Here is a 25,107-nt window from a genome sequence, read left to right on the forward strand (position 1 = left end):
ATGTGCGGCGCGCGCAGCGCGGTGCAAGCGGGGATCAGCCCTGTTCCCCGTCGGGGGCGGCAATGGCGAAGGCGGCGAAATCGGCGACGGCCTCGACACCCGCGATGGTGCCGTCCCGCACGGTCCAGACATGGAGGAAGGGCACCTGCCCGCTGCGGCCCCCGGCGTCGCGGGCGTCATAGGCGCCGCTGGCGAGGAGGCGGCCATCGGCGAGCGGGGAGAAGGACTCGACCGCGATGCGCCAATGCGGGAAGCGGCGGCGGAGCGTCGGGAAGAACCCGTTCGCGACCGCCGCGCGGCCGTGCCAATCCCGGTGCGGCACGGGGTAGCCGGGGGAGACGCGCCAGCGGACATCCTCCGCCAGGAGGGAGTGGTCGCCGCTCTCCATCCAGCGGCGGACGAGGCGCTCGGCCTCAGTCACGCGATCTCGAAGACGGCCTCAACCTCCACCGCCGCGTCGCCGGGCAGGGAGGGGACGCCGATGGTGGTGCGGGCGTGGCGGCCGGCTTCGTCGAAGACCGCGACGGCCATGTCGGAGGCGCCGTTCATCACCTGCGCGTGCTGGGTGAATTCAGGGCCCGCCGCAATGAAGCCGCCGAGCCGCACCACGCGCTGGATGCGGTCGAGGCTGCCGAGGGCGGCCTCCGCCTGAGCGAGGACGTTGATGAAGCAGAGCTGGGCGGCCTGCTGCCCCATCTCGATCGGCACGCCGGCGCCGAGCTTGCCGGTATAGGCGATCTTGCCCTCCCGCATCGGCACCTGGCCGGAGACGAAGAGCAGGTCGCCCGTGATCACGGCGGGCACGTAGTTGGCGATGGGCTTCGCGGCCTCGGGCAGGGTGACGCCGAGTTCCTTGAGGCGGGCCGCGATGGGTCCCGGGACGGCCTGCGCCATGGCCTAGCCCACCAGCCGCAGGTTGCGCCGGCGCGCGGCCGGTGCGGGGGTAGCGGGCAGGTCGGGCAGCAGGGGAAGCTGCTGGGCCGCGGTGCCGAGATGGTCGCCGCCGCACTCCTCCTCGGTCGGGTCGGGCAGGACCCGGCCGCCGAGATGGTCGAGGGCCAGGCGCCGGAAGGCCCAGTCGAGCACGGACGAGGCGCGGTGGATGGCTGGATCGCCCTCCACCAGCCCCGCGGGGCCGAAGCGGGTATAGGCGAAGGCCTGCACGTACTCGTCCAGCTGCACGCCGGAGGAGAGGCCGACAGTGACGGAGTGGCAGAGGGCGTCCACCACGCCTCGGAAGGCCGCGCCGTCTTTGGCGAGGGTGAGGGAGATCTCCTCCAGCCCGGAGGCGCCCTCCATCGTGCGCAGCGTGACGCGGTGGCCGCCGATGCTGACCTTCCAGACGGCGCCGCGGCCATGGGCATGGTCCTGGGCCGGGCGCGGCTTCGGCGCCGGGCGGGGTGCCTGGGCCGGTGCGGCGACAGCCGGCGCGGCGGCGTGGAGCCAGGGGCGGAGGGCCGCTTCCATCGCGGCGCGCGCCTCGGGCCCGCGCGGGGCGAGGAGGCGGGCGGCGTCCTCCCCGGCGAGCAGGGCGGCGCGGGTCGGGACGTCGATCAGTTCACCGTCCGCGGTGGCCGCGAGGCGGGTGGGAGCCACGGCCGGAGCGAATCCGCCCGTCTCGGCACCGAGAAGCGCCTCCACCGCATCGGGCGGGGAGAGGGTGAAGATGGCGGCGTGGCGCAGGCCCGGGGCACCAGCAGCGGAGTCCAGCGCGGCGCGCACGGCCTCCGCGAGGCCCGGGACCGGGGTGGACTCGGGCGGCGCGGGCCAGGTCAGGGAGAGCGGCAGGCGGGCGCCGAAGCTCTCGGCAAGGTCGCCCGAGACGGTCTCGGCCACGCCGCGCGTCAGGGCGGCAATGGAGACCGCCACCTGCCGGCCCTCAGCGGAGTCGTAGTCGAGTCGCAGGCCGGCGAGCAGGCCCGCCAGGTCGGCGAATCCGAGGCGGAGGCGGGTGGCCTTGGCGCCGCCGAGGATCTCCAGTGCCATAACGCCGAGGCGGACGGCGACGGCATAGCCGGCAGTGTCGAAGCCATCCTCGTCGAAGAAGGCGGGGAGGTTGAGGACGAACCGCGCTTCGGCCTTCGTGTCGCCCGCCCAGGTGCCGGCGCCGGGGGCGCCGCGGCGGGCCAGGAGAAGGGCGCGTAGGCCGTTTGCGAAGCCCTCCGCCGCGCCGGCGTCCGGCAGCAGGCCGAGCTTGCGTCCGCGGGCGGCGAGGCGGCGAATCCAGGCCTCGGCAAGGCGCGGAAGGGCCACGGGCCCCTCCCCTGGCGCGAGGGCGGCAAGCGCCTCCGCAGCGGACTCGTCCCAAGTGGCGGGAAGCGCCACGGGGCGGGGCTCGGCGTCGGGATCTGCGGCCGCGCGCGTGCGGCGCAGGGCCAATCCCTCCCAGGCGGTGTTACGGGTCAGGCCGTCATCGCGCGTCATGCGTGGATCATATGCCTCCCCCGGCACCGGGTGAAGCCGGCATGTCGTGGGCGTCGGCGCGGCGAGCCACAAGATAGGGTGTGGCGGGCGTGTTTCCGTCCGTGGCTTTCGCCCTTGGGCCTGGCGTGCCATATGCAGCCCCTTCTCCAACCCGCCCGCATCGGCAGGAGCCCCTCCATGTCCGCCATGCAGCGCTGGCTCGCCGGCCTTTCCGGTCGCAGAGTCGGCACCGACGCAGCCGGCAACATCTACTTCGAGAGCAGCCGCACCTTCCTGAACTACGGGCGCAAGCGCCGGTGGGTGGTCTATGCGGGCGCGGCGGAGGCTTCCGTCGTGCCGCCCGAGTGGCATGCCTGGCTGCACCACACCACGGACGCGCCGCTCGACACCAAGCGCCTTCCCTGGATGAAGCCGCACCAGCCGAACATGACCGGCACGCCACAGGCCTACCATCCTTCCGGAAGTGACTATGCCGGTGGCAAGCGTGCCCCGACCGCGGGGGATTACGAGGCGTGGACGCCGGGTTCTTGACGCAAGCATGCTCCAGGCACCCAGACTTCACGCGCCGCCGCGCCATGCCCCTTCCCGCGCGGCCCCGCCTGACCGAAGCCCACCGCGCGACACCACCCGTGCCCACGGGACGCAGGGCGTGAAGCGCCACGGGCTCGCGGAGATCGCGGCCGGCGCGGTGGTGCTGCTCGCGGCGGTGCTCTTCCTCGCCTATGCCGTGACGAATTCCGGCCGCTCCTCCGCGGGCGGCGGGCTGGTGCTGACAGCGCGGTTCGACCGGATTGACGGGCTGGCCCAGGGCGCCGACGTGCGCATCGCGGGCGTGAAGGTCGGCAGCGTGACCGGACAGCGGATCGATCCGCAGACCTTCCTCGCGGTGCTGACGCTGAACGTCGACTCCGGCCTGCGCCTGCCGGACGACAGCTCGGCCGAGATCACCTCCGAGGGGCTGCTGGGCGGCAAGTACGTGGCCCTGGTGCCGGGCGGCAGCGATCGTAACCTGGCGAGCGGCGGCGAGGTGAAGATCACCCAGTCCGCGGTCAGCCTGGAGAGCCTGCTCGGGCGCTTCATCTTCTCGGTGACAGAGCTGGCCGGGAACCAGGCGCAGCGCAACGGCGGGGGCCAGGGTGGTGCGGCGCCGCCCAGCGCCCCGCCCGCCAATGCCGCGCCGGCCAACCGGCCGCCGGCGGGCAGGAGCGGGCGGTGAGCGCCGACCCGCTCGCGCCCCCTGCCCTCTGGCCGGGCGTAGACGGGCAACCCCTCTCCTGCCGGGAAAAGCTGAAGGTATTGGCCGAAAACCATGTCGAGGCGGCGCAGGTGCTGCGCGATGCCTTCGAGGATGCGGTGCTGATGGGGGTGGACGAGGCCGCCATGCGGCGGGTGCTCACCGAGCTTGTCGCGGCCCTGCCGAGCCCGAAGCGCCCCTCATGAAGCATGTGCTCGCCTTGCTGGCCCTGCTGGCACCAGGCCTCGCGGCTGCGCAGGCCCCAGGCCAGGGATCCGACCAGGGGCCGCCGGCCGAGGCGGCCTGGGTGTCCAAGCGCACCGCGCAGCTTCAGGCGCTCGATAAGGTGACGGCGCGGATCACGGTACTCGACGCGCAGGTGGGGCGGCCTGTCGACTTCGGCTCGCTCAACATCACGGTCCGTGCCTGCAACGCCCGCCCGCCCGACGAGGTGCCGGACGCGGCCGCCTATATCGAGGTGCGGGATTCGCTCCTGCCGCCGACGGCGCCGCTCGCCTTTCGCGGCTGGATGCTGGCCAATGCGCCGGCCGCTCATATGTTGGAGCATCCGGTTTACGATCTCCGGATCCTGGAGTGCCGGTGACCCTCGCCTGAGGGTTTGCGGAATGCGGAGGTGCGATGACCGACAGCCCTGATCCCGGAACCCTTGCGGGACCGGTGCTGCCGGGCGCCGACGCGGCGCTCTTCCTCGACATGGACGGCACGCTGCTCGAGATCGCGGCGCGGCCCGACGCGGTGATCGTGCCGCCGGAACTGCCGGACCTGCTGATGCGCCTGCAGGCGGCGCTGGGCGGCGCGGTCGCGGTCGTGACCGGGCGCGGGCTGGCCGTCGCGCGCGGTTATGCCGGCGTGCCGAGCCTGCCGATCGGCGCGGAGCACGGGGCGGTGCTGGATCCGCCCCTGCCTGGCGCCGTGCCGCTGCCGGTGCCGCCGCCCGAGTGGCGCCGCGCCGCCGACGAGTTCGCCGCCGCGCGGCCGGGTACGCTGGCCGAGCACAAGACCCACGGCTTCGTCATTCACTTCCGGCAACGGCCCGAGGCGGCGCCCGAGGCGCTGGCAATGCTCGCCGGCCTGCTGCGCGGGGAAGCCAGGGGCTTCCACGTCGTGCCCGCGCATGCCGCGGCGGAACTTCGTCCCGTGCAGGCCGACAAGGGCGGCGCGGTGCGGCGGCTGATGGCCGTGGCGCCGTTCCTCGGGCGCCGGCCGATCTTCATCGGCGACGACGTGACGGATGAGGACGGCATGGCTGCCTGTGCCGAGTACGGCGGCTACGGGCTTCGCGTGCCCGACGACTTCGCCGGGCGGCCGGCGCTGGTGCGCGCCTGGCTGCGCCGGGTTGCTTCCTCGCTGGAAGGTGACAGGCACCCCGGCTGAGTCACGCCCATTTCCCTGTCAGAAACCGCATCACCGCCGCGCGGTTCCTAGAGGGAATAGGGCAACAATAAGGAGGGGTTTGACCATGGTGGCGCGACCCCTAGGCTACGGAGGGCCTTGCGCGCCGCTTGGCAGGACCGGTCCGGAATGGGGGAGCCCGCTGCCTTCATGCGGGAGGTTCCGGCGCCGGTCGCCCCGAAACTTGCAGGAGAAGGAATGATGGGGCGGCTCGTGATCGTCTCCAACCGCGTGGCGGTGCCGCGGCGCGGCGAGGCCGCGGCGGCTGGCGGGCTTGCGGTGGCGCTGAAGGATGCCTTCAGCAACCGCGGGGGGCTCTGGTTCGGGTGGAGCGGCAATGTTTCGGCTGATCCGCCGGACGTGGTGCGACACGCGCGGCGAGCGGGCGTGGACTACGCCGTGATCGACCTGTCGCAGGATGCCTATGACGGGTTCTATGCCGGCTACGCGAACTCGGCGCTCTGGCCGATGTTCCACTTCCGCCTGGGCCTGCTGGACTACGATCGCGACCAGGCGGATTGCTATCGTGCGGTCAACCGGCGCTATGCCCAGAAGCTGATGGGCATGCTGCGCCCGGACGACACGATCTGGGTGCACGACTACCAGATGATCCCGCTGGGTGCGGAATTGCGCGCGCTAGGGTCGCGCCATCGCATCGGCTATTTCCACCACATCCCCTTCCCACCCTGGGCGGTCTTCTCCGCGATGCCCGGTGCGGAGGACCTGATCCGCGACCTGCTGGCCTATGACCTTGTGGGCGTGCAGACGCATCGTGACCTCGCAGGCCTCGCGGACTGCATGGCGCAGGGCACCGGCATGAAGATGCGGGCCGGTGGCGAGGTGCGCTTCCGTAGCCGGCGCATCCGGTTGCGCGCGTTTCCGATCGGCATCGCGACAGATGAGTTCGCAGAGGTGGCGGACCGGAGTGCCGGCGGACCGGAAGCCCAGCGGCTGGTTGCGAGCCTTGCCGGGCGGGCGCTGATCATCGGCGCCGAACGGCTGGACTACACGAAGGGGCTGCCGGAACGGCTCAAGGCCTTCGGTGCGCTGCTGAACCGCTTCCCGGAATACCGCAGCAAGGTGACCTACCTGCAGGTGGCGGCGCGCTCTCGCGAGGACGTCGAGAGCTACAAGGACCTCAAGCGCGAGATCGAGCACCTGGCGGGCTGCATCAACGGAGAGCACGCGGATGCGGACTGGACACCGGTTCGCTATGTCGGGCGCGCCGTGCCGCGTGACACGCTGGCCGGTTACTACCGCGCGGCTCAGGTCGGCCTGGTGACGCCGCTGCGCGACGGGATGAATCTCGTCGCGAAGGAGTACGTGGCGGCACAGGACCCACGGAACCCGGGTGTGCTGGTGCTGTCGCGCTTCGCCGGTGCGTCGGAGGAGATGCCGGAAGCGCTGACCGTGAACCCGCTGGACGCGGTGGGGATGGCGGAGGCGATGAAGGCCGCTCTGGAGATGCCGTTGGGCGAGCGGCAGGACCGTCATGGCGCGATGCTGCGCCGCCTTCGCGAGAACACGGTCGGCGGCTGGGCAAAGACCTTCCTTGATGTGCTGGAAGGGCACGAGCCGGCGGAAGCGCCCTCGCGCGCTGCGGCGCTCGCAGTGTTTCAGGCGCGGCTGATGGCGCGCAACGCCTCGACTTCCTCGGCCAACATCTCGGAAGAGATGCTGGGCATCCAGGTGGCCGACCTGTCCACCGCGAGGGCGAGCAGGGCGCGGTAGTCGGCCTGGGGGATTTCCTCTGCTCCGAAGCGGGCGAGGTGATCGTTCAGGAACTGCGTGTCGAGGAGGGTGAAGCCTCCTCGCCTCAGGCGCACGACGAGATGGACGAGGGCCACCTTCGAGGCGTCCGCCACGCGGGAGAACATGCTCTCCCCGAAGAAGGCGGCGCCGATGCGGATGCCGTAGAGCCCGCCGACGAGGGCACCGCCGCTCCGCACCTCGATCGAGTGGGCGTTGCCCATGCGGGCGAGAGCGTTGAAAAGGTCCTCGATCTCCGGGTTGATCCAACTGTCCTCGCGCCCCGGCGCGGGGGCGGCGCAGCCGGCGAGGACGGCGGGGAAGTCGGCGTCCGCGGTCACCTCAAAGGCGTCCGATAGCACCGTCTTGCGCAGGCTGCGGGGCAGGTGGAAGCGGTCCAGCGGCAGGATCCCGCGCATCTTCGGGTCCAGCCAGTAGAGGCGGCCTGAGTGGCGGCCCTCGGCCATTGGGAAGAGACCGGCGCGGTAGGCGCGGAGAACGAGATCCGGCGTGACCGGCAGGGCGCGGCGGCTCATCCGCGGGGCCTGCAAGCGCGAAGGGGATGGTCCACCCGGTGCCGCATCGGGGCAGGATAGGCCGAGGGCGGGTGCGGCGCCAAGCGCCGCGCCCCCTTACGCCGCCGGCGTGTGGCGGGCGACGAAGCGCTCGAGCCAGTGGATCGTGTAGTCGCCCGAGGCGAACTCGGGGTCCTCCATGATCAGCTGGTGAAGTGGGATCGTGGTGTGGATGCCGTCCACCACCATCTCGGTCAGCGCGCGGCGGCAGCGGGCGATGGCCTCGGCGCGGGTGGAGCCGTGCACGATGAGCTTCGCGACGAGGCTGTCGTAATGCGGCGGCACCGCGTAGCCGGCGTAGAGGGCGCTATCGATCCGCACGCCGAGGCCGCCGGGCGCGTGGTAGGCGTTCACCCGCCCCGGGGAGGGCGCGAAGCTGATCGGATTCTCCGCCGTCACGCGGCACTCGATGGCGTGGCCGTTGAAGCGGATGTCCGATTGCTCGTAGCCGAGCGGCTCGCCGGCCGCGACGCGGATCTGCTCTCGCACGAGGTCCACGCCGCAGACCATCTCGGTAACGGGGTGCTCGACCTGCAGGCGGGTGTTCATCTCGATGAAGGCGAACTGCTCGTCCTGGTACAGGAATTCGAGCGTGCCAGCGCCGCGGTAGCCGAGTTGCTTCAGCGCCTTTGTCACGGTCTCGCCGAGGGCGTCGCGCACGGCGGCCGTGATGGCGGGGCTGCCGGCTTCCTCGACCAGCTTCTGGTGGCGCCGCTGGAGGGAGCAGTCGCGCTCCCCAAAGTGGACAACGTTGCCGTGGGTATCGGCCAGGATCTGCATCTCGATGTGGCGGGGCCGGTCGAGATACTTCTCCATGTAAACGGCGTCGTCGCCGAAGGCGGCCTTGGCCTCGGTGCGGGCGACGCGCCACGCCTCCTCCAGCTCGTCCTCGTTGTGGGCCACCTTCATGCCCCGGCCACCGCCGCCGGCGGCCGCCTTGATGAGGATAGGGTACTTGATCGCGTCCGCGATCTCGCGCGCCTCGTCCACCGAGGCGAGAGCGCCGGGCGAGCCGGGGACGAGAGGCACGCCGAGGCGGCGCATGGCGTCCTTGGCGGCGATCTTGTCGCCCATGATGCGGATGTGCTCGGCGGTCGGGCCGATGAAGGCCATGCCGTGCGCCTCCACCATTTCCGCGAAGCGCGCGTTCTCGGAAAGGAAGCCGTAGCCGGGATGGATGGCCTCGGCGCCGGTGATCGTGGCGGCCGAGAGGATGGCGGCCGCGTTGAGATAGCTGTCGCGCGCCGAGGGCGGGCCGATGCAGACGCTCTCGTCGGCCAGACGCACATGCATCGCCGTGTCGTCGGCGGTGGAGTGCACGGCGACTGTGCGGATGCCCATCTCCTGGCAGGCGCGGTGGATGCGGAGCGCGATCTCCCCGCGGTTGGCGATCAGGATCTTGTTGAAGGCGGGCACGCGGCGGCTACTCGATGACCAGGAGGGGCTCGCCGAACTCCACGGGCGTGCCGCTCTCGATGAGGATGCGGGTGACGGTGCCGGACTTGGGGGCCTTGATCTGGTTGAAGGTCTTCATAGCCTCGATCAGCAGCACCGTCTGGCCCTGGGAGACGCGGGCGCCGAGCGCGACGAAGGGTGCGGCGCCGGGCTCGGGCGAGAGGTAGGCAACGCCGACCATGGGGGAGGTGACGGCGCCGGGCGTCGCGGCCGTGACATCCTCGCTGGCCGGGGTGCTGGCGGGGGCCTCGGTTACGGGCGCGGCGATGGGCTGCGGCGCGGCGGCCACGGTCTGCACCACCTGTTGGGCCGGGACGCTGCGGGCGACGCGGATGCGGCTCTCGTTCTGGACGAGCTCGATTTCGCTAAGGTCGGTCTCGCGAAGGATTTTGGCCAGGGCGCGGATCGCGTCCGGGTCGAAGGAAAGGCCGCTCATGCCGTCTCGTCCTGTCCGATGATTCCGGCGATCGCGCGGAGGCCGAGGGCGTAGCCCCCTACCCCCAGGCCGCAGATCACGCCCACCGCGGCGCGGGAGACGTAGGAGAGATGCCGGAAGGCCTCCCGCCGATGGATGTTGGTGATATGCACCTCGACCACCGGCAGGTCCACCGCCAGCAGGGCGTCCATCAGCGCGATGGAGGTATGCGAGTAACCGGCGGGGTTGATGATGATGCCGGCCGCGCGGCCGCGGCATTCCTGCACCCAGGAGATCAGCTCGCCCTCGAGGTTGGTCTGGCGGAAGTCGATCGCCAGGCCCAGTTCCTCGGCGGCCTCGGCACAGAGGGCTTCCACGTCGTCGAGGGTCGCGGAGCCGTATTTCTCGGGCTCCCGCGTGCCGAGGAGATTGAGGTTCGGGCCGTTGAGGACGGCGATCAGCGGGGGTTCCAAGGGCTCTGTTCCGGTCCGCCCGGATGGGCCCGGGGTGCTGGCCGGGCGGGCTAGCATGGGCCGAGGCCGGCAGGCAAACCCATCTCCCCCCCGCAACCCGTCCCTGGGCTGCCGGGTTCAAGACCCAAACCGGCGAGGAGGCCAGCCATGACGAAGAAGAAAACCGACCACGGCACCGGTGACGACCACGTCACCGGCCGGGGCACCGTGAAGGGCCAGCATCAGGATCCCGATGCCAACGTGCCCGAGGGCGGCGAGGCAGAGGCCCCGAAGGGGGACCACGGCTCCATGAAAGGCGCTGCCTCCACCGCCGAGGACGCAAACGCGGGGACGGGCGGCACGAGCCATGCGACGGTCGGCAAGCGCGAGCAGGAACAGGCGGCCGCGGCGGGCGCGGAGAAGACCCAGACCGGCCGCGGGCACCGCAAGCACGAGGACTGAGCGGCGCACTTGGCCCGGAGGGATCTCCCGCTCCGTCGGGGAGATGCCCCTTCAACCCAGCCCCGGCGCGTGCCACATGCGCCGGGCCATGCACGGACCTATCCGCATCACCGTTAATGGAGAGGCCCGCGATCTGCCGGCCTCCCTTCCCTTGTCCGACTTCCTTGCCGGCGCGGGACTCGACACGCGCAAGGTGGCGGTGGAGCGGAACGAGGAGATCGTTCCCCGCTCCGCCTACGCGACGACGCGGCTGGAGCCGGGGGATGCCCTGGAGATCGTGCATTTTATCGGGGGGGGCTGAGGCCATGGACGGGATGACAGCCGCAGAGGACGCCTGGGAGGTGGCAGGGCGCCGCTTCCGCTCCCGCCTCGTGGTCGGGACGGGGCGCTACAAGTCGCTCGAGGAGACGGCCGCGGCGATCGAGGCCTCGGGCGCGGAGATGGTGACGGTCGCGGTGCGGCGGGTGAACCTCTCCGACCCCGGCGCCCCCATGCTGCAGGATTTCGTGCCGCCGGACCGCTACACCTACCTGCCCAACACGGCCGGCTGCCACACGGCGAAGGAGGCCGTGCGAACCCTGCGCCTGGCTCGCGAGGCCGGGGGGTGGAACCTGGTGAAGCTGGAGGTTCTGGGACCTCCGCCCTTTCTTTACCCCGACATGCCTGCGACCTTCGAGGCGGCAGAGGCCCTCATCAAGGACGGGTTCCAGGTGATGGTCTACTGCGCCGACGACCCGCTGGCCGCCAAGCGTCTGGAGGAGATGGGCTGCGTGGCCGTGATGCCGCTGGGCGCGCCGATCGGCTCGGGTCTTGGCCTGTCCAACCCCTTCATGCTGCGCTCGATCATCGAGAACGCGCGGGTGCCGGTGCTGGTCGATGCCGGGATAGGCACCGCCAGCGAGGCGGCGCAGGCCATGGAGTTGGGCTGCCACGCGGTGCTGCTGAACTCCGCCATCGCCCACGCGAAGGACCCGGTGCGGATGGCGCGGGCCATGCGGGCGGGCGTGGAGGCGGGGCGGCACGCCTTCCTTGCTGGCCGGATGCCGCGGAACTACGCGGCGGATGCTTCCAGCCCCATGGCAGGGCTGATCCGGTAGGGTCCGCTCCCTCCTCTGCCGGTCCGCTCAGTCCCAGTATACGGGCAGGCCGGGAAGTTCGTCGTCGTCCTCGGTGCTCAGCCGCGCGGCGCAGAGGATGTCCAGCAGCGTGATGCCCGCCACTGCGGCGATGGCCCATTTGGCGTTGGCACGCTCCCGCGGGCCATAGACCGGCGTGCTGGTGAGGACGGCAAGGTCCAGCGCGTCGCCGGCCACGCGGGCGACCAGAAACGGGGCGGAGGCAGGGTTGGCGAGGATGGCTGCGCCGTTCGCCAGTTCCCGCACGCCGAAGGCGCGGATCAGCCCTGTATGGCGGCGCATGCCGATGGTGCGGGCGAGGCTCCGGCCGCCGAGGATCTGGAACACGCCCAGGCCGATGCTGAACCAGCCGAGAAAGCGTGAAAGCCTGAGGACCTGCATGGCGTTCGTCTCCGCGAGGGGTTTGCGCGGGTAGAACGCTGCCCGAGGCGAAAGGGCTGAGGCGGACCCTTAGTGGGCAGCGCCGCCCCCTCCCCCGGACCTGGGCGCCTTCACGAAGAGGACGAGGGGGACCGCCAGCGCGAAGAGGCAGGCGATCGCCACCAGCACGTCGTTATAGGCAAGGATCAGCGCCTGCTGGGTGATCATGCCGGAGACGCGGGCGAGCGCCGCGTGGTCGGCGGCGTCGCCGAGGCGGTTGGCGAGGGCGCCGGAGATGGCATCGATGGACTGGATGGCGCCGGGGCGGGCCCAGTTGGTGGCTTCGGAGAGGTGAAGGCGGTGAGCGGCCGAGCGGTCGATGACGAGGGTGTTGATCAGAGCGAGCCCCACCGCGCCGCCGAGGTTGCGCATGAGGTTGTAGAGGCCAGAAGCGTTCTTGATCATCGTTGGCGGCAGCGTGCCGAGCGCAAGCTGGTTGACCGGCACCATGGCGAACATCGTGCCGATGCCGCGCAGCGAGAGGGGCAGCCATAGCTCGCCGAAGGCGGATTGCGCGGTGAGCTCGGAGGTCATCCACATGGCGACGGCGGTGGTGGCCATGCCGAAGGCGAGCAGCAGGCGCAGGTCCAGCACGCGCGAGAGCCGGCCGACGACGGGGGCGGCCAGGAACATGGCGAGGCCTGTGATGAACATCGTCTCGCCGATCTGGAGCGAGTTGTAGCCGCGGATGCGCCCGAGGAAGAGCGGAATGAGGTAGACCGCGCCATAAAGGCCGATGCCGACGATGAAGGCGAAGGCGCTGCCGAAGGCGAAATTCGCGTTGCCGTAGGCGCGCAGCTCCACGATCGGGTCGCGCCGAGTGAAAGCGCGCCAGAAGAAGACGACGCCCGCGACCGCGCCGGCGGCGGCAAAGGCGGCGATGGTGGGGTCGTCCAGCCAGTCCCAGCGAGGCCCCTCCTCCATCACGTATTCCATGCTGCCGAGGAAGACGGCCATGGCGGCGAGGCCGATCCAGTCGAACCGGCCGAGCAGCCGGGGGTCGCCCCGGTCGATGTCCATCGTGCTCCAGACCACCACCGCGATGAGGACGCCGACAGGGACGTTGATGAGAAAGAGCCAGTGCCAGGAGAAGGTCTCGGTCAGCAGGCCGCCGAGGGTCGGGCCGATGGTGGGGGCGAGGGTGGCGGTGAGGCCGATGAGGACGCTGACGGAGGACCGTCGGGGGCCCTGGAAGAGCAGGAAGGCCGTGGCGAAGACCGTGGGGATCATCGCGCCGCCGAGGAAGCCCTGCATGGCGCGGGCGACGATCATCACCGGAAGGGAGGTGGCCGTGGCGCAGGCGAGGGAGAAAAGGGTGAAGCCCGCGGCCGAGATGGTGAAGAGCACGCGGGTGGAGAGCAGGCGCGAGAGGAAGCCTGAGAGCGGGATCATGACGATCTCCGCGATCAGGTAGGAGGTCTGCACCCAGGAGGCCTCGTCCGGGGAGGCGGCGAGGCCGGCCTGGATGTCGCTGATGCTGGCCGAGACGATCTGGATGTCCAGGATCGCCATGAACATGCCCAGCACCATCACCATGAAGCCGATGAAGTGCCGCTTCGACACCGCCGCCCCCGCCGCCGGGAGGGCGGCGGGGGCGGCGGCGGGATTGGCCGTGGTGGCGGACATGACCGTTCCTGGCCTTCCCCTCAGCGGCCGTGAATCGCCGCGGCGGCAACGCCGAATACGCTGCGGGGCGCATGCGGGTCGTCCCGGGTGTCCACCTCGGCCTCGACCGAGAGGCCCGGGCGGAGGTGATCGACGGGCTGGCCGGCATCGACGGCGATGCGGACCGGCACCCGCTGGACGATCTTGGTGAAGTTGCCGGTCGCGTTCTCCGGCGGCAGGAGGGAGAACTGGGCGCCGGTGGCCGGGGCGAGGCTCTGCACGGTGCCGTGCAGCCTGCCGCCGGCATCGACCGTCAGCTCGACCGGCTGGCCCTCGCGGATGCGGCGGAGCTGCGTCTCCTTGAAGTTGGCGGTGACGTAAAGCTGGCCGGCGGGGGGCGCGACGGCGATCAGGTTCTGCCCGGCGCGGACATGCTGACCGAGCTGGGCGGCGCGGTTGCCCGCCACGCCCGAGAAGGGGGCGCGGATGACCGTGTAGTCGAGGTTCGCCTCGGCCAGGGCGAGCATAGCGCGGGCGGAGTCACGGCGGGCGAGAGCCGACTTAGCCTGGGCGTCGAGCACCGGAATGGCGCCGCGGGCGGATTCGAGGCCGGCCTGGGCGACGGCAACGGTCGCCTCGGCCTTGTGGCGGGCGGCGGTGGTGCGGTCCACGGCCTCGCGCGTGCCGAAGCCGCTGGAGGCGAGGCTGCCGGCGCGGCCCGCATCGGTGACAGCGAAGACGCGGTCGGCTTCGGCCTGGGCGACCTGGGACTCGGCGGCGGCGACCTGAGCGACGGCCTGGGCGCGCTGGGCGGCGAAGGTAGCGATATTTGCCTCGGCCTCAGCCAGGGCGGCCGCAGCCTGGTCGCGCTTGGCCTGCCAGTCGCGGCGGTCGAGCTCGATCAGAGGTTGGCCGGCCTCAACCGGCTGGTTGTCGCCGATCAGGATGCGGGTGACGTCGCCCTCGATCCGCGAGGAGAGCACGGCGATGTCGCCGCCGACATAGGCGTTGTCTGTGGACTGCAGGAAGCGACCGACCTGCCAGAACCAGGCGCCGCCGAGCGCGCTGCCGGCGATGACCAGCAGGGCGAAAACGGACAGGAGGCGACGGGAGCGGCGCGGACGCGGCGCGCCGTGGGCTGTCGCCGCGGGGGCGAGCGTGGCGGGCCGAGTCTCCCCGGCCGTCTTTGCCTCGGTGACAGTGGTGCGCGTCTCAGAGTCGGGGAGGGTCGTTGTCCGGGCGTTCATCTTCAACTGAACCGTTCAGTTCAGTTGCTTAGATGGCGATCTCTAGGCCATTTGTCCATGGAAAACTGAACCGTCCAGTATCACATATGGGCAGGCCACCAGCCGGAGGGTTCCTTGTCAGCCGCCGCCACCTCCTCTTCCGATGTTTCTCCCAAGCGCGCCGCCATCCTGAAGGCGGCAGCCCAGCTGTTCATGGCGGCCGGCTACGCGACGGTTTCGATGGATTCGGTGGCGAAGGAGGCAGGTGTTTCGAAGGCGACGCTCTATGCGCATTTCGCCGGGAAGGAGGCGCTGTTCGGGGCTATCGTGGGGGAGCGCTGCGCGGCGATCGCGGCGGAGGCGGAGACGCTGGTCTCGGCGGCGGCCTCCACCGACCGGGCGCTGCGGGAGACCGGCCGGCTCTGGATGCGCTTTCTTCTGGAGCCGAAGAGCATCGCGATCCATCGAATCGTCATTGCCGAATGCGCCCGCTTCCCGGATCTGGCAGCGGCCTTCTACGCGGCGGGGCCGGCGGTCGGGCGGGCCTGGCTCATGCGGCGCTTGGCCGAGGAGCAGCGCCTGGGCCGGTTGCGGGCTGATGCCGATCCGGGCGTCGCGGCGGATCACCTGATGGGCCTGCTGCGGGGCGAACTCTACCTCCGCACGATGCTTGGGGGGCCGACGCCGGACGACGCGGCGGTGAATGCCGTGGTGGATCAGGCAGTGGCGGTCTTCCTCCGGGCCTATGGGGTCAGCGCGCCGTAAAGCGGCCTGCCGCCGCGAGGTTTGGCCCCCGGAAGAGCCGGGCCATCCGGCGCTTCTCCGGGAGCTTTCCGGCCCTTCGGCCACCCCTTCGGAAAAAATCGGTGTCTGGGCTCTGAAGTCCCTTGCACCCCTGGGACCGCGGGGCTATCTGCCCCCCAGACGCCGCACGCACGTGCCTCTGGCCCGCAAGGTTACGCAACGACGTCAAGCGTTCTGGCAACCCCCTGCCGACCAATCTCCGCCCTCACGACAAAGAGGGTGGAAGGAAGCGCCAGGGCTCTCACTTGGTCGCTGGTTCGTTCGACCGTTCGTCAACCTGAGCATGGCCGTATCGCCGATGGCGAACGCCTGCCGCCTCGCTATGGGGAGGGTGGTGCGATGACACCTAAGATCGCACAATTTCTGGCCGATGTTCAGCCGGCCACGCCGTGCCTTGTGCTCGACGTGGATCGCGTGGAAACGAACTATCGCCGGCTTCAGGCGGCCCTGCCGCTTGCCCGCATCTACTATGCCGTGAAGGCTAACCCGGCCGCCCCGATCTTAGAGCGGCTGGCGGGGCTCGGCTCCTGCTTCGACGCGGCCTCCTACGAGGAGGTCTCGGCGGCGCTCGAGGCCGGCGCGGCGCCTGAAGCGGTTTCCTATGGGAACACCGTGAAGAAGGAGAGCGCGATCCGGGCCGCCTATGCGCGTGGGGTGCGGATGTTCGCCTTCGACTCCGAGGGCGAGTTGGAGAAGCTGGCGCGCTCCGCGCCGGGCTCGCGCGTCTATTGCCGCATCCTCGTCGGCAACGACGGCGCGGAGTGGCCGCTGTCGCGCAAGTTCGGCTGCGAGGTCGAGATGGCGCGGGAGCTGATGATCCGCGCGGGGGAGCTCGGGCTCGATCCCTTCGGCCTCTCCTTCCATGTCGGCAGCCAGCAGACCCACACGGCGGCCTATGCAGCGGCGATCGCCAAGGTGGCCATGCTCTTCACCGACCTCCGCGAGGCCGGGGTGAAGGTTCGCATGGTGAACCTCGGCGGCGGCTATCCCGTCCGCTACCGCTCCGAGGTGCCGGAGATCGACGACTTCGGCGCCGCGATCATGGGTGCGATGGCGGAGCACTTCGGCAATGCTCTGCCGGACATCGTGGTGGAGCCCGGGCGCTTCATCGCGGCGGACGCGGCGGTGGTCTCGGCCGAGGTCGTGCTGGTGTCCCGCAAGTCGAAGGACGATCCGGTGCGCTGGGTCTATCTCGACATCGGGCGCTTCGGCGGGCTGGCGGAGACCGAGGGCGAGGCGATCAAGTACGCCTTCCGCACGCCGCATGACGGGGGCGAGGAGGGTCCGGTGACGATCGCGGGGCCGACCTGCGACAGCACTGACACCCTCTACGAGAAGTCGAACTACCGGCTTCCCGCCTCGCTGGAGGCTGGCGATCGGATTGAGATCCTCTCGGCCGGGGCCTATGTGACGACCTATGCGAGCCAGAAGTTTAACGGGTTCCTCCCCCTGGCCGAGCACTACATCTGACTATAGGGTGAACAAGTGGGGCGCCTCGTGGCGCCCCATCTCGTTTTTGGTTCTACGCAACGGACTTTCTCGAATGGTGCAACGCGCCACGGAATCTGCTTCCTTAAGGATGACGTGTCGGTAATAATGTACCGAAAGACCGGGGGCTTGCGTGGCAGAGTTCTGGGCTGAATATGGCGCCGCAGCGTATCTGCTGGCAGGTCTCTGGGCGTTCTTCGAAGGTGAGACCTTCGTGCTCGCCGCCGCTGCTATCGGGGCCATGACTGGGGCGGTCGATCCTTTCCTGCTGCTCGGTTCCGTCTGGATTGGATCCTTCCTTGGGGATCAGACTTGGTTCCTGCTCGGCCGGCGCTACGGGCCTGGCCTGGTGAAGCGGTATCCAAAGGCCGAGGCGAAGATGGCCAGCGCGACCACCATGCTGCTGCAGTACGGCACGCTCTTCGTCCTCAGCTTTCGGTTCCTCTATGGCATCCGCAACGTGGCCGCAGCCGCCTGCGGGCTGGCGGGCATGGGGCAGCTGCGCTTTGCCGTGCTGAACTTCATCGCGGCCGGGGTCTGGGCCAGCAGCTTCGTCGCCGCCGGCTGGTATCTCGGCGCGCTCATCGGGCCGGAGCGGCTGTTCCACTTCATCGCTGGCGGCGCGCTCATCGTCCTCGCGGTGTTCCTGTTCCGGCGTTTTTTCCGTAAGCGCCGCTCGACCGGGACGGTGCCGGTGGTCTGAGTGCCCCGCTTTCCGCGGCCGGTCCGATCCTCTTGTGAGGTGCCCCCCCCTGAATGGAGGGGGTGGCGGAGCGGCGCCCGGGCCGGTCATCCGGTGGAGTCGTTGCAGGTAATTTGCCAAGTGCGGTTCAGGCTTTAGGCTGCACGGTATGGACGAGATCGACCGGAACATCCTCATCGCCGTGCAGCAGGACGGTGCGGCGGGGCTGGCGGAACTCTCCAAGGTCGCCGGGCTCTCGGTTTCCGCCACCGCGGAGCGGGTGAAGCGCCTTGAGGAGAGGGAGACGATTCGCGGCTGGCACGCCGCGCTGGACCCGGCGGCCGTGGGCTGCGCGCTCCTGGCCTTCGTGACCGTCGGGCTGCGGCCCGGGCGGGATGACGGGGCCTTCCGCAAGGCGATGCGCCGGGCGCCGGCGGTTTTGGAGTGCCACGCGATCAGCGGACCCTGGGATTACCTGCTGAAGCTGCGACTGCCCGACCTCCAGGCGCTGGAGCGCTTCGTGGCGGACGAGGTGCGGGGCCAGACGGGTGTGGAGCGGACGGATGTGGTCGTCGCGCTCTCCTCGGCGAAGGAAACGATGATCCTGCCGGTGGCCGAGGCCGACGAGGAGTAGGCCCCCTCCCCTTCCCCGGGGTTCCGGGAGGCCTCACGGCCTCCCGGGTTGTGCCGCGGATCAGGCCCCGGGGGTCACGCTCATCGCGAGGGTGCGTTCGTCGGCCCGGGCATCGTAGGCGAGGCCACGCTTGAGCGCCCAGATGTTCACGAGCTGGAAGAGCGGGATGAAGGCGAGGTCGTCCATCGACATCTTCACGCCCTGCTGCAACAGGCGCTCCCGCTCCTTGTCGTCGAGGGTAGAGGTGGCGCGTTCGGTCAGGGCGTCCAGCTCGGGGTTCGTGTAGCGGCCATAGTTCGTCGAGCCGAAGCGCTTGGCCTGATCGTAGGTCCCGATGAGGTTCACGAGCGTGTAGGAGGCCTCCCCGGTCACGCTGCCCCAGCCCCCGAGGCGGACGTCGAATTCCTGCCGGCTGTTCCGGACGGAGAAGGTGGCCCAGGGCATGGCCTCCACCTGGGTTCCCACGCCGATGCGCTGCCACATCTGGGCGATGGCCTGGATGGTGCGGGCGTCGTTCGGGTAGCGGTCGTTCGGACCGTGCAGGGTGAGCTTGAAGCCCTGCGGGAAGCCGGCCTCGGCCAGGAGGGCCTTGGCGCGGTCGGGGTTGAAGGGATCCGGCTTCACCTCGGGATTGTAGGAGTAGGAGCCAGGGGGCAGCCACTGGCCGGTCGGCGCGGCGGTGCCTTCCATAACCTGGCGGCACAGGGCCTCGCGGTTGATGGCCGCCGAGAGCGCCTGGCGCACGCGCAGGTCGTTCAGCGGGTTCTTGGCCAGGGGCTGGCCGGCATTGTCCGTGATGAAAGGCGGCTTGCCGTCGCGGGAGCGGTCGAGGGTAAGGTAGATGACGCGCACGCCCTGGACCTCGGCGAGGGCAACGCGGCTCTCGCGGCGGAGGCGGGCGAGGTCGCTGGTGGGCACCTGGTCGATCAGGTCCACGTCCCCGGCAAGGAGGGCGGCGGTGCGGGCGCTGTCATTGCCGATGAAGCGGTAGGAGACACGGCTCCAGGGCTGCTTCGGGCCGAACCAGTCGTCGTTGCGGACGAGCTCGGTGCGGTCGCCCGGCGAGTAGGACGCGATCTTGTAGGGGCCGGTGCCGATGGCAGCCTTGCCGGAGTTGTAGTCCTCCGTGCTCGCGTTCCCGCCGGCATGGCGGGAGACGACGGCGACCGAGCCCAGTTCCGTCGGCAGTAGGGGCGCAGGGCTGGCCGTGTGGAAGCGGACCGTCAGCGGGTCCACGATCTCGGTGCGCTGGATGGAGCGGACGAAGCCACCGAAGCCACCGGGGGAGTTCGGGACGTTCGGCGTGCGCTCGATGGTGAAGGCAACGTCGTCGGCGGTGAAGTCGCGGCCGTCATGCCACTTCACGCCGGGACGGAGCTTGAACTCCCAAATCTTTTCCGAAACCGGGGTCCAGGAGAGGGCGAGTCCGGGGACGAGGCGGGTTTGGGCGTCACGCTCCACCAGCCGGTCGAAGATGTGCATCGAGAGGCTGTTGTTCGGGGAGGCGTTGTAGAAATGCGGATCGAGCGAGGTGACCGCGCCGCCGATGCCGATGGTGAGCGGCCGGCCATTGGCAGCGGCCCCGTTGGCGCCCGCCTGGGCACGCGCCAGGGAGGGAGCGAGGCCGGCGGTGATGGCGGCCAGGGCGGCCGGGACCGTCACGAAGAGGCGTCGGTTTATGGGTTGGGTCACGCGAAGCTCTCCCTTTTGTAATCTCTCGGTGACGCAAACTAGCGGCACGCTGGGCAGACTGCTAGAAGCGGCTTGGGGAAGGCGCCATCGGGAAACCCGGGGGATTTCATGCAGCGAGTAGCCTTGGTGGCGCGCGCCGCCCTTTTGTCGTGCCTTTCGGTCTCCGCGCCGCTCGCGGCGCAGACGCTCAACCTGGCGGTGGGCGCGCCCGTCACCTCGCTCGATCCGCATTATCACGCGTTGTCGCCGAACTTTGCGGTGGCGGAGATGCTGTTCGATGGCCTGACGGGCTTCGACGCGAGGGCGCAGGTGGTGCCGCGGCTGGCGGAGAGCTGGCAGCCGGTGGCCGAGGATGTCTGGGAGTTCAAGCTCCGCCCCGGCGTGACCTTCCACAATGGCAACTCCTTCACCGCGGAGGACGTGGCCTTCACCATCGCGCGCGTGCCGACGGTACCGAACAGCCCCTCCTCCTACGGGATCTACACGCGGGCGATCCAGCGGGTGGAAGTGGTGGACCCGCTGACGGTGCGATTGCACACGAATGGCGCCTATCCGCTGCTGCCGGTCGATCTGGCGCAGGTGGAGATGCTGGACCGCGAGATCCACGCCAACCCGCTGACCGAGGATTTCAATTCCGGGAAGCTCGCGATCGGCACGGGGCCCTTCCGGCTCATCAGCCACCGCAACGGCGACCGGATCGAGTACGCGCGCAACGACTCCTACTTCGGCGACCGGCCGCACTGGGCGCGCGTGAGCTATCGGATGATCACGAACGACGCGGCGCGGACGGCGGCGCTGCTGTCGGGCGACGTGGACTTCATCGACCAGGTGCCGACGAGCGACATCGCGAAGCTGCGCAACGACGGACGGGTGCAGCTCAGCGAGACGGACGGGCTGCGGCTGATCTATCTCGCGCTCGACCATTCCCGCGAGGGTCCGACGCCCTTCGCGCTGGGCGATGACGGGCGGCCGCTGCCACGCAATCCGCTGAAGGACGTCCGGGTGCGGCGCGCGCTCTCCATCGCAATCGACCGCGCAGCCATCTCGGAGCGCGTGATGGAGGGCGCCTCCACGCCCACGGTGCAGCTGCTGCCGGCGGGCGGTTTCGGCTCGATCCCCGGGCTGGTGGCGCAGCGTGGCGATCCCGATGGGGCGCGGCGGCTGCTGGCGGAGGCAGGTTACCCGAATGGGTTCCGACTGACGCTGCACGGTCCGAACGACCGTTACATGAACGACGCCCGGATCATCCAGGCGATCGGGCAGATGTGGACGCGCGCGGGCGTGAGAACGAGCGTGGAGGCGCAGCCCTGGGCCACCTTCGTCGCGCGCGCCGGGCGGCAGGAGCTCTCGGCGATGCTGGTGGGCTGGGGCACCTCCTCCGGCGAGGCGTCGAACCCGCTGCGCTCGCTGCTCGCGACCTATAACCAGCAGCGGGGCTTCGGCGGGTCGAACCGCGGGCGCTACAGCAACGCGACGATGGACGCGGCCATGGAGACGGCGCTGCGCACGCTCGACAACGAGCGACGGGAGGCGCTGCTGCGCGAGGCCACGCAGATTGCGATGGACGATGTCGGCATCATCCCCATCCACACGCAGAAGAATATCTGGGCGATGCGCCGCGGGCTGCGGCACGATGCCCGAGCGGACGAGCTGACCCGCGCGCAAGACGTGCGGCCGGCGCAGCCGTGACGAGCAGCAAGAACGGAGGAAGGCGGATGAAGAAGCTTCTGCTCGGCGCGACGGTGGCGCTCGCGGCCGTCATTGGCGGCCCGGTGGCGGGATGGGCGCAGACGCTCACCATGGCGGTGGGCGCGCCGGTGACGTCGCTGGATCCGCATTACCACCAGCTTTCGCCGAACAATGCCGTGGCGGACATGATCTTCGACAAGCTGGTGAACACGGACGGGCAGGCACGGAACATTCCCGGCCTGGCGACGGAGTGGCGCGTCGTGGGGCCGACGACCTGGGAATTCAAGCTGCGGCCGAACGTTCGTTTTCACAACGGTAATGCCTTCACGGCGGAGGACGTGGCCTTCACCCTTGCCCGGCTGCCGAATGTGCCGAACAGTCCAGCTTCCTACGCGGTCTACGCGAAGCCGATCACGCGGGTGGAGATCGTTGACCCGCTGACCATCCGCTTCCACACGGCGCAGCCCTACCCCCTGCTGCCGCTGGACATGACGAACGTTCGGATCGTGGACAAGGAGACGGTCGAGAACGCGACGACGGAGGACTTCAACGCCCTCCGCGCCGCGATCGGCACCGGACCTTACCGCGCGGTGAGCTACCGCAACGGCGACCGGATCGAGTTTGTGCGGAACGACGCCTACTGGGGCCCGAAGCCCGCCTATGAGCGCGTGAACTACCGCATGATCACGAACGACGCCTCTCGCACGGCGGCGCTGCTGGCGGGTGACGTGGACTTTATCGACCAGGTGCCGACGACGGACCTGGCGAAGCTGCGGAATGATCAGCGCGTCGCGCTCAGCGAGACGGTGGGGCTGCGGCTTGTGTTTCTGGGGCTTGATCACCTGCGAGGACCGAACGAGAACTCGCCCTTTATCACCGACAATGACGGCAAGCCGCTGGGGCGGAACCCGCTGCGCGACGTGCGGGTGCGGCGCGCGCTCTCCATGGCGGTGGACCGGCAGGCGATCGTGGACCGGCTGATGGAAGGGGCGGCGACGCCCGCCGGGCAGTTCCTGCCACCGGGTGTCACAGGCCATGTGCCGGATGTGCAGCCCACCCGCTACGACCCCGAGGGGGCGAAGCGGCTGCTGGCGGAGGCCGGCTATCCCAACGGGTTCCGCATCCAGCTGAACGGGCCGAACGACCGCTACATCAATGACGGGCGGATCATCCAAGCGATCGGGCAGACCTGGACGCGCATCGGCGTGCGGACGGCGGTGGAGGGGCAGACCTGGGCGGTCTTCGTCGGCCGGGCGGCGCGGCAGGAGTTCTCCGCGCATCTCATCGGCTGGGGGTCTAACCCGGACGGATCGCACCCGCTGCGCAACATCCTCGCGACGGTGAATGCAGACAAGGGTTGGGGCGCATCCAACCGCGGGCGCTATTCCAATCCGGAGGTGGACCGGCTGCTTGAAGCCTCGCTGACCGAACTCGATGAGGAGAAGCGGCAGAAGCTGGTGCTGGATGCGGAGCGGATCGCGGCGGAGGACGTGGCGGTGATCCCGATCCACATCCAGACCAACACCTGGGCCATGCGGCGGGGCATCCGACACGAGGCGCGCAACGACGAGCTGTCCCGCGCGCAGGACGTGCGGCCGGCGGCTCCCTGAAGCCGGACTTGACTAGGACAGGGGCGTTGACGGAAAGGGATCACGCATGAGCGTTTACCTGTTGCGCCGGCTGATCCAGGCCGCGCTGGTCATGCTGGCCATGTCCGTCATCGTCTTCGTCGGCGTCTATGCCATCGGTGATCCCGTGGAGATCCTTATCTCCCCGGATGCCGACCAGGCGGAGCGCGCGCGCGCGATCGCGGCACTGGGCCTCGATAAGCCGCTCTGGGAGCAGTACCTCGCCTTCCTGTCGAACGCGGTGCGGGGCGACCTCGGGCGGTCCTTCGTGTTCAACGAGCCGGCGCTGAAGCTCATCGGGCAGCGGGCGCCGGCAACGCTGGAACTGGCCTTCGGGGCGACCTTCCTCGCGATCCTCGTCGGGCTGCCGCTCGGGCTCTATGCGGGGCTGCGGCCGAATGGGGCCGGCGCCAAGGCGATCATGGCGGGGTCCATCCTCGGCTTCTCGCTGCCCACCTTCTGGGTGGGGCTGATGCTCATCATGGTGTTTGCGGTGCAGCTCGGCTGGCTGCCCTCCACCGGGCGGGGGGAGACGGCGGAGTTCCTGGGGATGCGCTGGTCGTTCCTGACGCAGGACGGACTGGCCCATATGGTGATGCCAGCGCTGAACCTCGCGCTGTTCAAGATCAGCCTCGTCATCCGCCTCACCCGCGCGGGCGTGCGGGAGACGATGCTGATGGATTATGTGAAGTTCGCGCGCGCCAAGGGCCTCTCGCCGCAGCGTGTGATCGGGGTGCACGTGTTCAAGAACATTCTCATCCCCGTGGTGACGGTGGTGGGGCTTGAGCTCGGCTCGACCATCGCCTTCTCCGTCGTGACCGAGAGCGTGTTTGCCTGGCCGGGGATGGGCAAGCTGATCATCGACAGCATTAACGTGCTCGACCGGCCGGTGATCGTCGCCTACCTCATGAGCATCGTGCTCATGTTCATCGTCATCAACCTCGTGGTGGACCTGCTCTACTCGGTCCTTGATCCGCGCGTGCGGCTGGAGAGCAAGTGATGAGCGCGACCACCGCGGGGGACGCGCCCGTCGCCAAGGCGCCCCGGGTCGAGACACCGTTCCGGCGCTTCGTCTCGGAGTTCTTCGAGAGCAAGATCGCAACGGGGGCGCTGGTCGTCTTCAGCGTGATCGTGCTTGTGGCGATCTTCGCACCGCTGATCTCGCCGCAGAATCCCTACGACCTCGCACAGCTCGACATCATGGACGGGCGTCTGGAGCCGGGGTCGCGCAATGGCGCCGACACCATGACCTACTGGCTCGGCACCGACGACCAGGGGCGGGACATGCTGTCGGGCATCATGTACGGGCTCCGGATCAGCCTTATCGTGGGCGCGGGCTCAGCCATTGCGGCGGCGCTGGTCGGGGCCTCGCTCGGGATGCTTGCGGCCTATGCGGGGGGGCGGACGGACACGGTCATCATGCGCCTGGTGGACCTGCAGCTCTCTTTCCCCACCATCCTTTCGGCACTGATGATCCTCGCCTTTCTGGGCAAGGGGATCATGAACGTGGTCCTGGCGCTGATCGTGGTGGAATGGGCGTATTACGCCCGGACCGTGCGCGGCACGGCGCTGGTGGAGCGGCGGCGGGAATATATCGAGGCCGCGCAGTGCCTGGCGCTGCCGACACGGCGCATCATCTTCCGGCACCTGCTGCCCAACTGCATGCCGCCGCTGATCGTGGTAGGGACCATTCAGATCGCCCGTGCCATCGCGCTGGAGGCGACTCTGTCCTTCCTCGGCCTCGGCGTGCCGATCACGGAGCCCTCGCTCGGGTTGCTGATCGCCAACGGCTACGAGTACATGCTCTCCGGCAAGTACTGGATCTCCTTCTATCCGGGCATTGCGCTGCTGGTGACGATCGTCTCGATCAACCTCGTCGGCGACCATCTGCGCGATGTCCTCAACCCTCGGCTGAAGAAGTAAC

At 69.7% G+C, this 25,107-nt stretch carries 28 protein-coding genes; 17 read left to right on the top strand and 11 right to left on the bottom strand.

The annotated features are described in order from the left end of the window. Positions 1-34 precede the first annotated feature (34 nt). Genes D9599_RS03280 through D9599_RS03290 form a run of 3 tightly spaced genes read right to left on the bottom strand, consistent with a single transcriptional unit; the run spans position 35 to position 2,424 of the window. Positions 35-421: a nuclear transport factor 2 family protein gene (locus D9599_RS03280; protein WP_198379790.1), complete on the bottom strand. Its 387-nt coding sequence runs from the start codon at positions 419-421 to the stop codon at positions 35-37. Next, on the bottom strand, positions 418-894 hold the full coding sequence (locus tag D9599_RS03285) for a RidA family protein (protein ID WP_198379791.1): 477 nt from the start codon (positions 892-894) through the stop codon (positions 418-420). Before D9599_RS03285 ends, D9599_RS03280 begins: the two co-directional genes overlap by 4 nt. A gap of 3 nt (positions 895-897) precedes the next feature. Beyond that, a complete protein-coding gene (locus D9599_RS03290; RefSeq protein WP_198379792.1) occupies positions 898-2,424 on the bottom strand; it encodes a hypothetical protein in 1,527 nt (508 codons plus the stop codon). A 177-nt stretch (positions 2,425-2,601) separates the two neighbouring features. On the opposite strand from D9599_RS03290, the gene D9599_RS03295 reads away from it, so the two are divergent. The 6 genes from D9599_RS03295 to D9599_RS03320 all read left to right on the top strand — a co-directional run bounded on the left by D9599_RS03295 (position 2,602) and on the right by D9599_RS03320 (position 6,802). After that, entirely contained in the window at positions 2,602-2,955 is a 354-nt protein-coding gene (locus D9599_RS03295; RefSeq protein ID WP_198379793.1) for an NADH:ubiquinone oxidoreductase subunit NDUFA12, read from the top strand. A 118-nt stretch (positions 2,956-3,073) separates the two neighbouring features. Beyond that, positions 3,074-3,640: an outer membrane lipid asymmetry maintenance protein MlaD gene (mlaD, locus tag D9599_RS03300; RefSeq protein WP_198379794.1), complete on the top strand. Its 567-nt coding sequence runs from the start codon at positions 3,074-3,076 to the stop codon at positions 3,638-3,640. Beyond that, entirely contained in the window at positions 3,637-3,864 is a 228-nt protein-coding gene (locus D9599_RS03305) for a hypothetical protein (RefSeq protein WP_198379795.1), read from the top strand. The genes mlaD and D9599_RS03305 overlap by 4 nt, the downstream gene beginning before the upstream one ends. Then, positions 3,861-4,262: a DUF2155 domain-containing protein gene (locus D9599_RS03310; RefSeq protein ID WP_198379796.1), complete on the top strand. Its 402-nt coding sequence runs from the start codon at positions 3,861-3,863 to the stop codon at positions 4,260-4,262. Before D9599_RS03305 ends, D9599_RS03310 begins: the two co-directional genes overlap by 4 nt. Before the next feature lie 35 nt (positions 4,263-4,297). Next, on the top strand, positions 4,298-5,053 hold the full coding sequence (otsB, locus tag D9599_RS03315) for a trehalose-phosphatase (protein ID WP_198379797.1): 756 nt from the start codon (positions 4,298-4,300) through the stop codon (positions 5,051-5,053). Positions 5,054-5,272: 219 nt separating this feature from the next. Then, entirely contained in the window at positions 5,273-6,802 is a 1,530-nt protein-coding gene (locus D9599_RS03320) for a trehalose-6-phosphate synthase (protein ID WP_198379904.1), read from the top strand. Here the strand turns inward: D9599_RS03320 and aat are convergent. The 4 genes from aat to aroQ all read right to left on the bottom strand — a co-directional run bounded on the left by aat (position 6,688) and on the right by aroQ (position 9,738). Then, a complete protein-coding gene (gene aat, locus D9599_RS03325; RefSeq protein ID WP_198379798.1) occupies positions 6,688-7,356 on the bottom strand; it encodes a leucyl/phenylalanyl-tRNA--protein transferase in 669 nt (222 codons plus the stop codon). The genes D9599_RS03320 and aat overlap by 115 nt on opposite strands. Before the next feature lie 96 nt (positions 7,357-7,452). After that, a complete protein-coding gene (gene accC, locus D9599_RS03330; protein WP_198379799.1) occupies positions 7,453-8,811 on the bottom strand; it encodes an acetyl-CoA carboxylase biotin carboxylase subunit in 1,359 nt (452 codons plus the stop codon). 7 nt (positions 8,812-8,818) lie between these two features. Further along, positions 8,819-9,286 (bottom strand): acetyl-CoA carboxylase biotin carboxyl carrier protein, encoded by a 468-nt coding sequence (accB, locus tag D9599_RS03335; protein WP_198379800.1) that lies wholly within the window; start codon positions 9,284-9,286, stop codon positions 8,819-8,821. Further along, positions 9,283-9,738, bottom strand: coding sequence for a type II 3-dehydroquinate dehydratase (gene aroQ, locus D9599_RS03340; protein ID WP_043836102.1), 456 nt, complete (start codon positions 9,736-9,738; stop codon positions 9,283-9,285). The genes accB and aroQ overlap by 4 nt, the downstream gene beginning before the upstream one ends. 147 nt (positions 9,739-9,885) lie before the next feature. Between aroQ and D9599_RS03345 the strand changes: the two genes are divergently transcribed. The 3 genes from D9599_RS03345 (at position 9,886) to D9599_RS03355 (ending at position 11,276) form a co-directional block, all read left to right on the top strand. Then, the gene (locus D9599_RS03345; protein ID WP_198379801.1) at positions 9,886-10,179 is read left to right on the top strand and encodes a hypothetical protein; all 294 of its coding nucleotides are present in this window, start codon (positions 9,886-9,888) and stop codon (positions 10,177-10,179) included. 88 nt (positions 10,180-10,267) lie between these two features. Beyond that, the gene (gene thiS, locus D9599_RS03350) at positions 10,268-10,480 is read left to right on the top strand and encodes a sulfur carrier protein ThiS (protein WP_232480074.1); all 213 of its coding nucleotides are present in this window, start codon (positions 10,268-10,270) and stop codon (positions 10,478-10,480) included. A 4-nt stretch (positions 10,481-10,484) separates the two neighbouring features. After that, positions 10,485-11,276, top strand: coding sequence for a thiazole synthase (locus D9599_RS03355; RefSeq protein ID WP_232480075.1), 792 nt, complete (start codon positions 10,485-10,487; stop codon positions 11,274-11,276). A 27-nt stretch (positions 11,277-11,303) separates the two neighbouring features. Here the strand turns inward: D9599_RS03355 and D9599_RS03360 are convergent, their stop codons facing one another. The 3 genes from D9599_RS03360 to D9599_RS03370 all read right to left on the bottom strand — a co-directional run bounded on the left by D9599_RS03360 (position 11,304) and on the right by D9599_RS03370 (position 14,587). Then, positions 11,304-11,696: a hypothetical protein gene (locus D9599_RS03360; RefSeq protein ID WP_198379803.1), complete on the bottom strand. Its 393-nt coding sequence runs from the start codon at positions 11,694-11,696 to the stop codon at positions 11,304-11,306. 69 nt (positions 11,697-11,765) lie between these two features. Then, positions 11,766-13,361 (bottom strand): DHA2 family efflux MFS transporter permease subunit, encoded by a 1,596-nt coding sequence (locus D9599_RS03365; protein WP_198379804.1) that lies wholly within the window; start codon positions 13,359-13,361, stop codon positions 11,766-11,768. Positions 13,362-13,381: 20 nt separating this feature from the next. Then, complete coding sequence (locus D9599_RS03370) at positions 13,382-14,587, bottom strand: HlyD family secretion protein (RefSeq protein ID WP_198379805.1); 1,206 nt, start codon at positions 14,585-14,587, stop codon at positions 13,382-13,384. A 114-nt stretch (positions 14,588-14,701) separates the two neighbouring features. Here D9599_RS03370 and D9599_RS03375 point away from each other — a divergent pair, with 114 nt between their 5' ends. The 4 genes from D9599_RS03375 (at position 14,702) to D9599_RS03390 (ending at position 18,174) form a co-directional block, all read left to right on the top strand. Beyond that, a complete protein-coding gene (locus tag D9599_RS03375; RefSeq protein ID WP_198379806.1) occupies positions 14,702-15,331 on the top strand; it encodes a TetR/AcrR family transcriptional regulator in 630 nt (209 codons plus the stop codon). A gap of 378 nt (positions 15,332-15,709) precedes the next feature. Then, on the top strand, positions 15,710-16,840 hold the full coding sequence (locus tag D9599_RS03380; protein ID WP_198379807.1) for a type III PLP-dependent enzyme: 1,131 nt from the start codon (positions 15,710-15,712) through the stop codon (positions 16,838-16,840). Between the two features lie 151 nt (positions 16,841-16,991). Next, a complete protein-coding gene (locus D9599_RS03385; protein WP_198379808.1) occupies positions 16,992-17,561 on the top strand; it encodes a DedA family protein in 570 nt (189 codons plus the stop codon). Positions 17,562-17,709: 148 nt separating this feature from the next. After that, positions 17,710-18,174 carry an Lrp/AsnC family transcriptional regulator gene (locus tag D9599_RS03390; RefSeq protein WP_043836091.1) on the top strand — a complete coding sequence of 155 codons (465 nt, stop codon included), beginning with the start codon at positions 17,710-17,712 and terminating at the stop codon, positions 18,172-18,174. A 60-nt stretch (positions 18,175-18,234) separates the two neighbouring features. Here D9599_RS03390 and D9599_RS03395 read toward each other — a convergent pair whose 3' ends face one another. Next, positions 18,235-19,866, bottom strand: coding sequence for an ABC transporter substrate-binding protein (locus tag D9599_RS03395; protein ID WP_198379908.1), 1,632 nt, complete (start codon positions 19,864-19,866; stop codon positions 18,235-18,237). 108 nt (positions 19,867-19,974) lie between these two features. Here D9599_RS03395 and D9599_RS03400 point away from each other — a divergent pair, with 108 nt between their 5' ends. Genes D9599_RS03400 through D9599_RS03415 form a run of 4 tightly spaced genes read left to right on the top strand, consistent with a single transcriptional unit; the run spans position 19,975 to position 25,106 of the window. Beyond that, positions 19,975-21,555, top strand: a complete 1,581-nt coding sequence (locus tag D9599_RS03400) for an ABC transporter substrate-binding protein (protein ID WP_198379809.1) — start codon at positions 19,975-19,977, stop codon at positions 21,553-21,555. A gap of 26 nt (positions 21,556-21,581) precedes the next feature. Continuing rightward, positions 21,582-23,165 carry an ABC transporter substrate-binding protein gene (locus tag D9599_RS03405; protein WP_198379810.1) on the top strand — a complete coding sequence of 528 codons (1,584 nt, stop codon included), beginning with the start codon at positions 21,582-21,584 and terminating at the stop codon, positions 23,163-23,165. 46 nt (positions 23,166-23,211) lie between these two features. Beyond that, the gene (locus tag D9599_RS03410) at positions 23,212-24,183 is read left to right on the top strand and encodes an ABC transporter permease (RefSeq protein ID WP_198379811.1); all 972 of its coding nucleotides are present in this window, start codon (positions 23,212-23,214) and stop codon (positions 24,181-24,183) included. Next, positions 24,183-25,106: an ABC transporter permease gene (locus D9599_RS03415; protein WP_198379812.1), complete on the top strand. Its 924-nt coding sequence runs from the start codon at positions 24,183-24,185 to the stop codon at positions 25,104-25,106. The genes D9599_RS03410 and D9599_RS03415 overlap by 1 nt, the downstream gene beginning before the upstream one ends. The last annotated feature ends 1 nt before the right edge of the window (position 25,107 follow it).

Origin of the sequence: Roseomonas sp. KE2513, from assembly GCF_016107305.1 — a bacterium.
Lineage (GTDB): Bacteria > Pseudomonadota > Alphaproteobacteria > Acetobacterales > Acetobacteraceae > Roseomonas.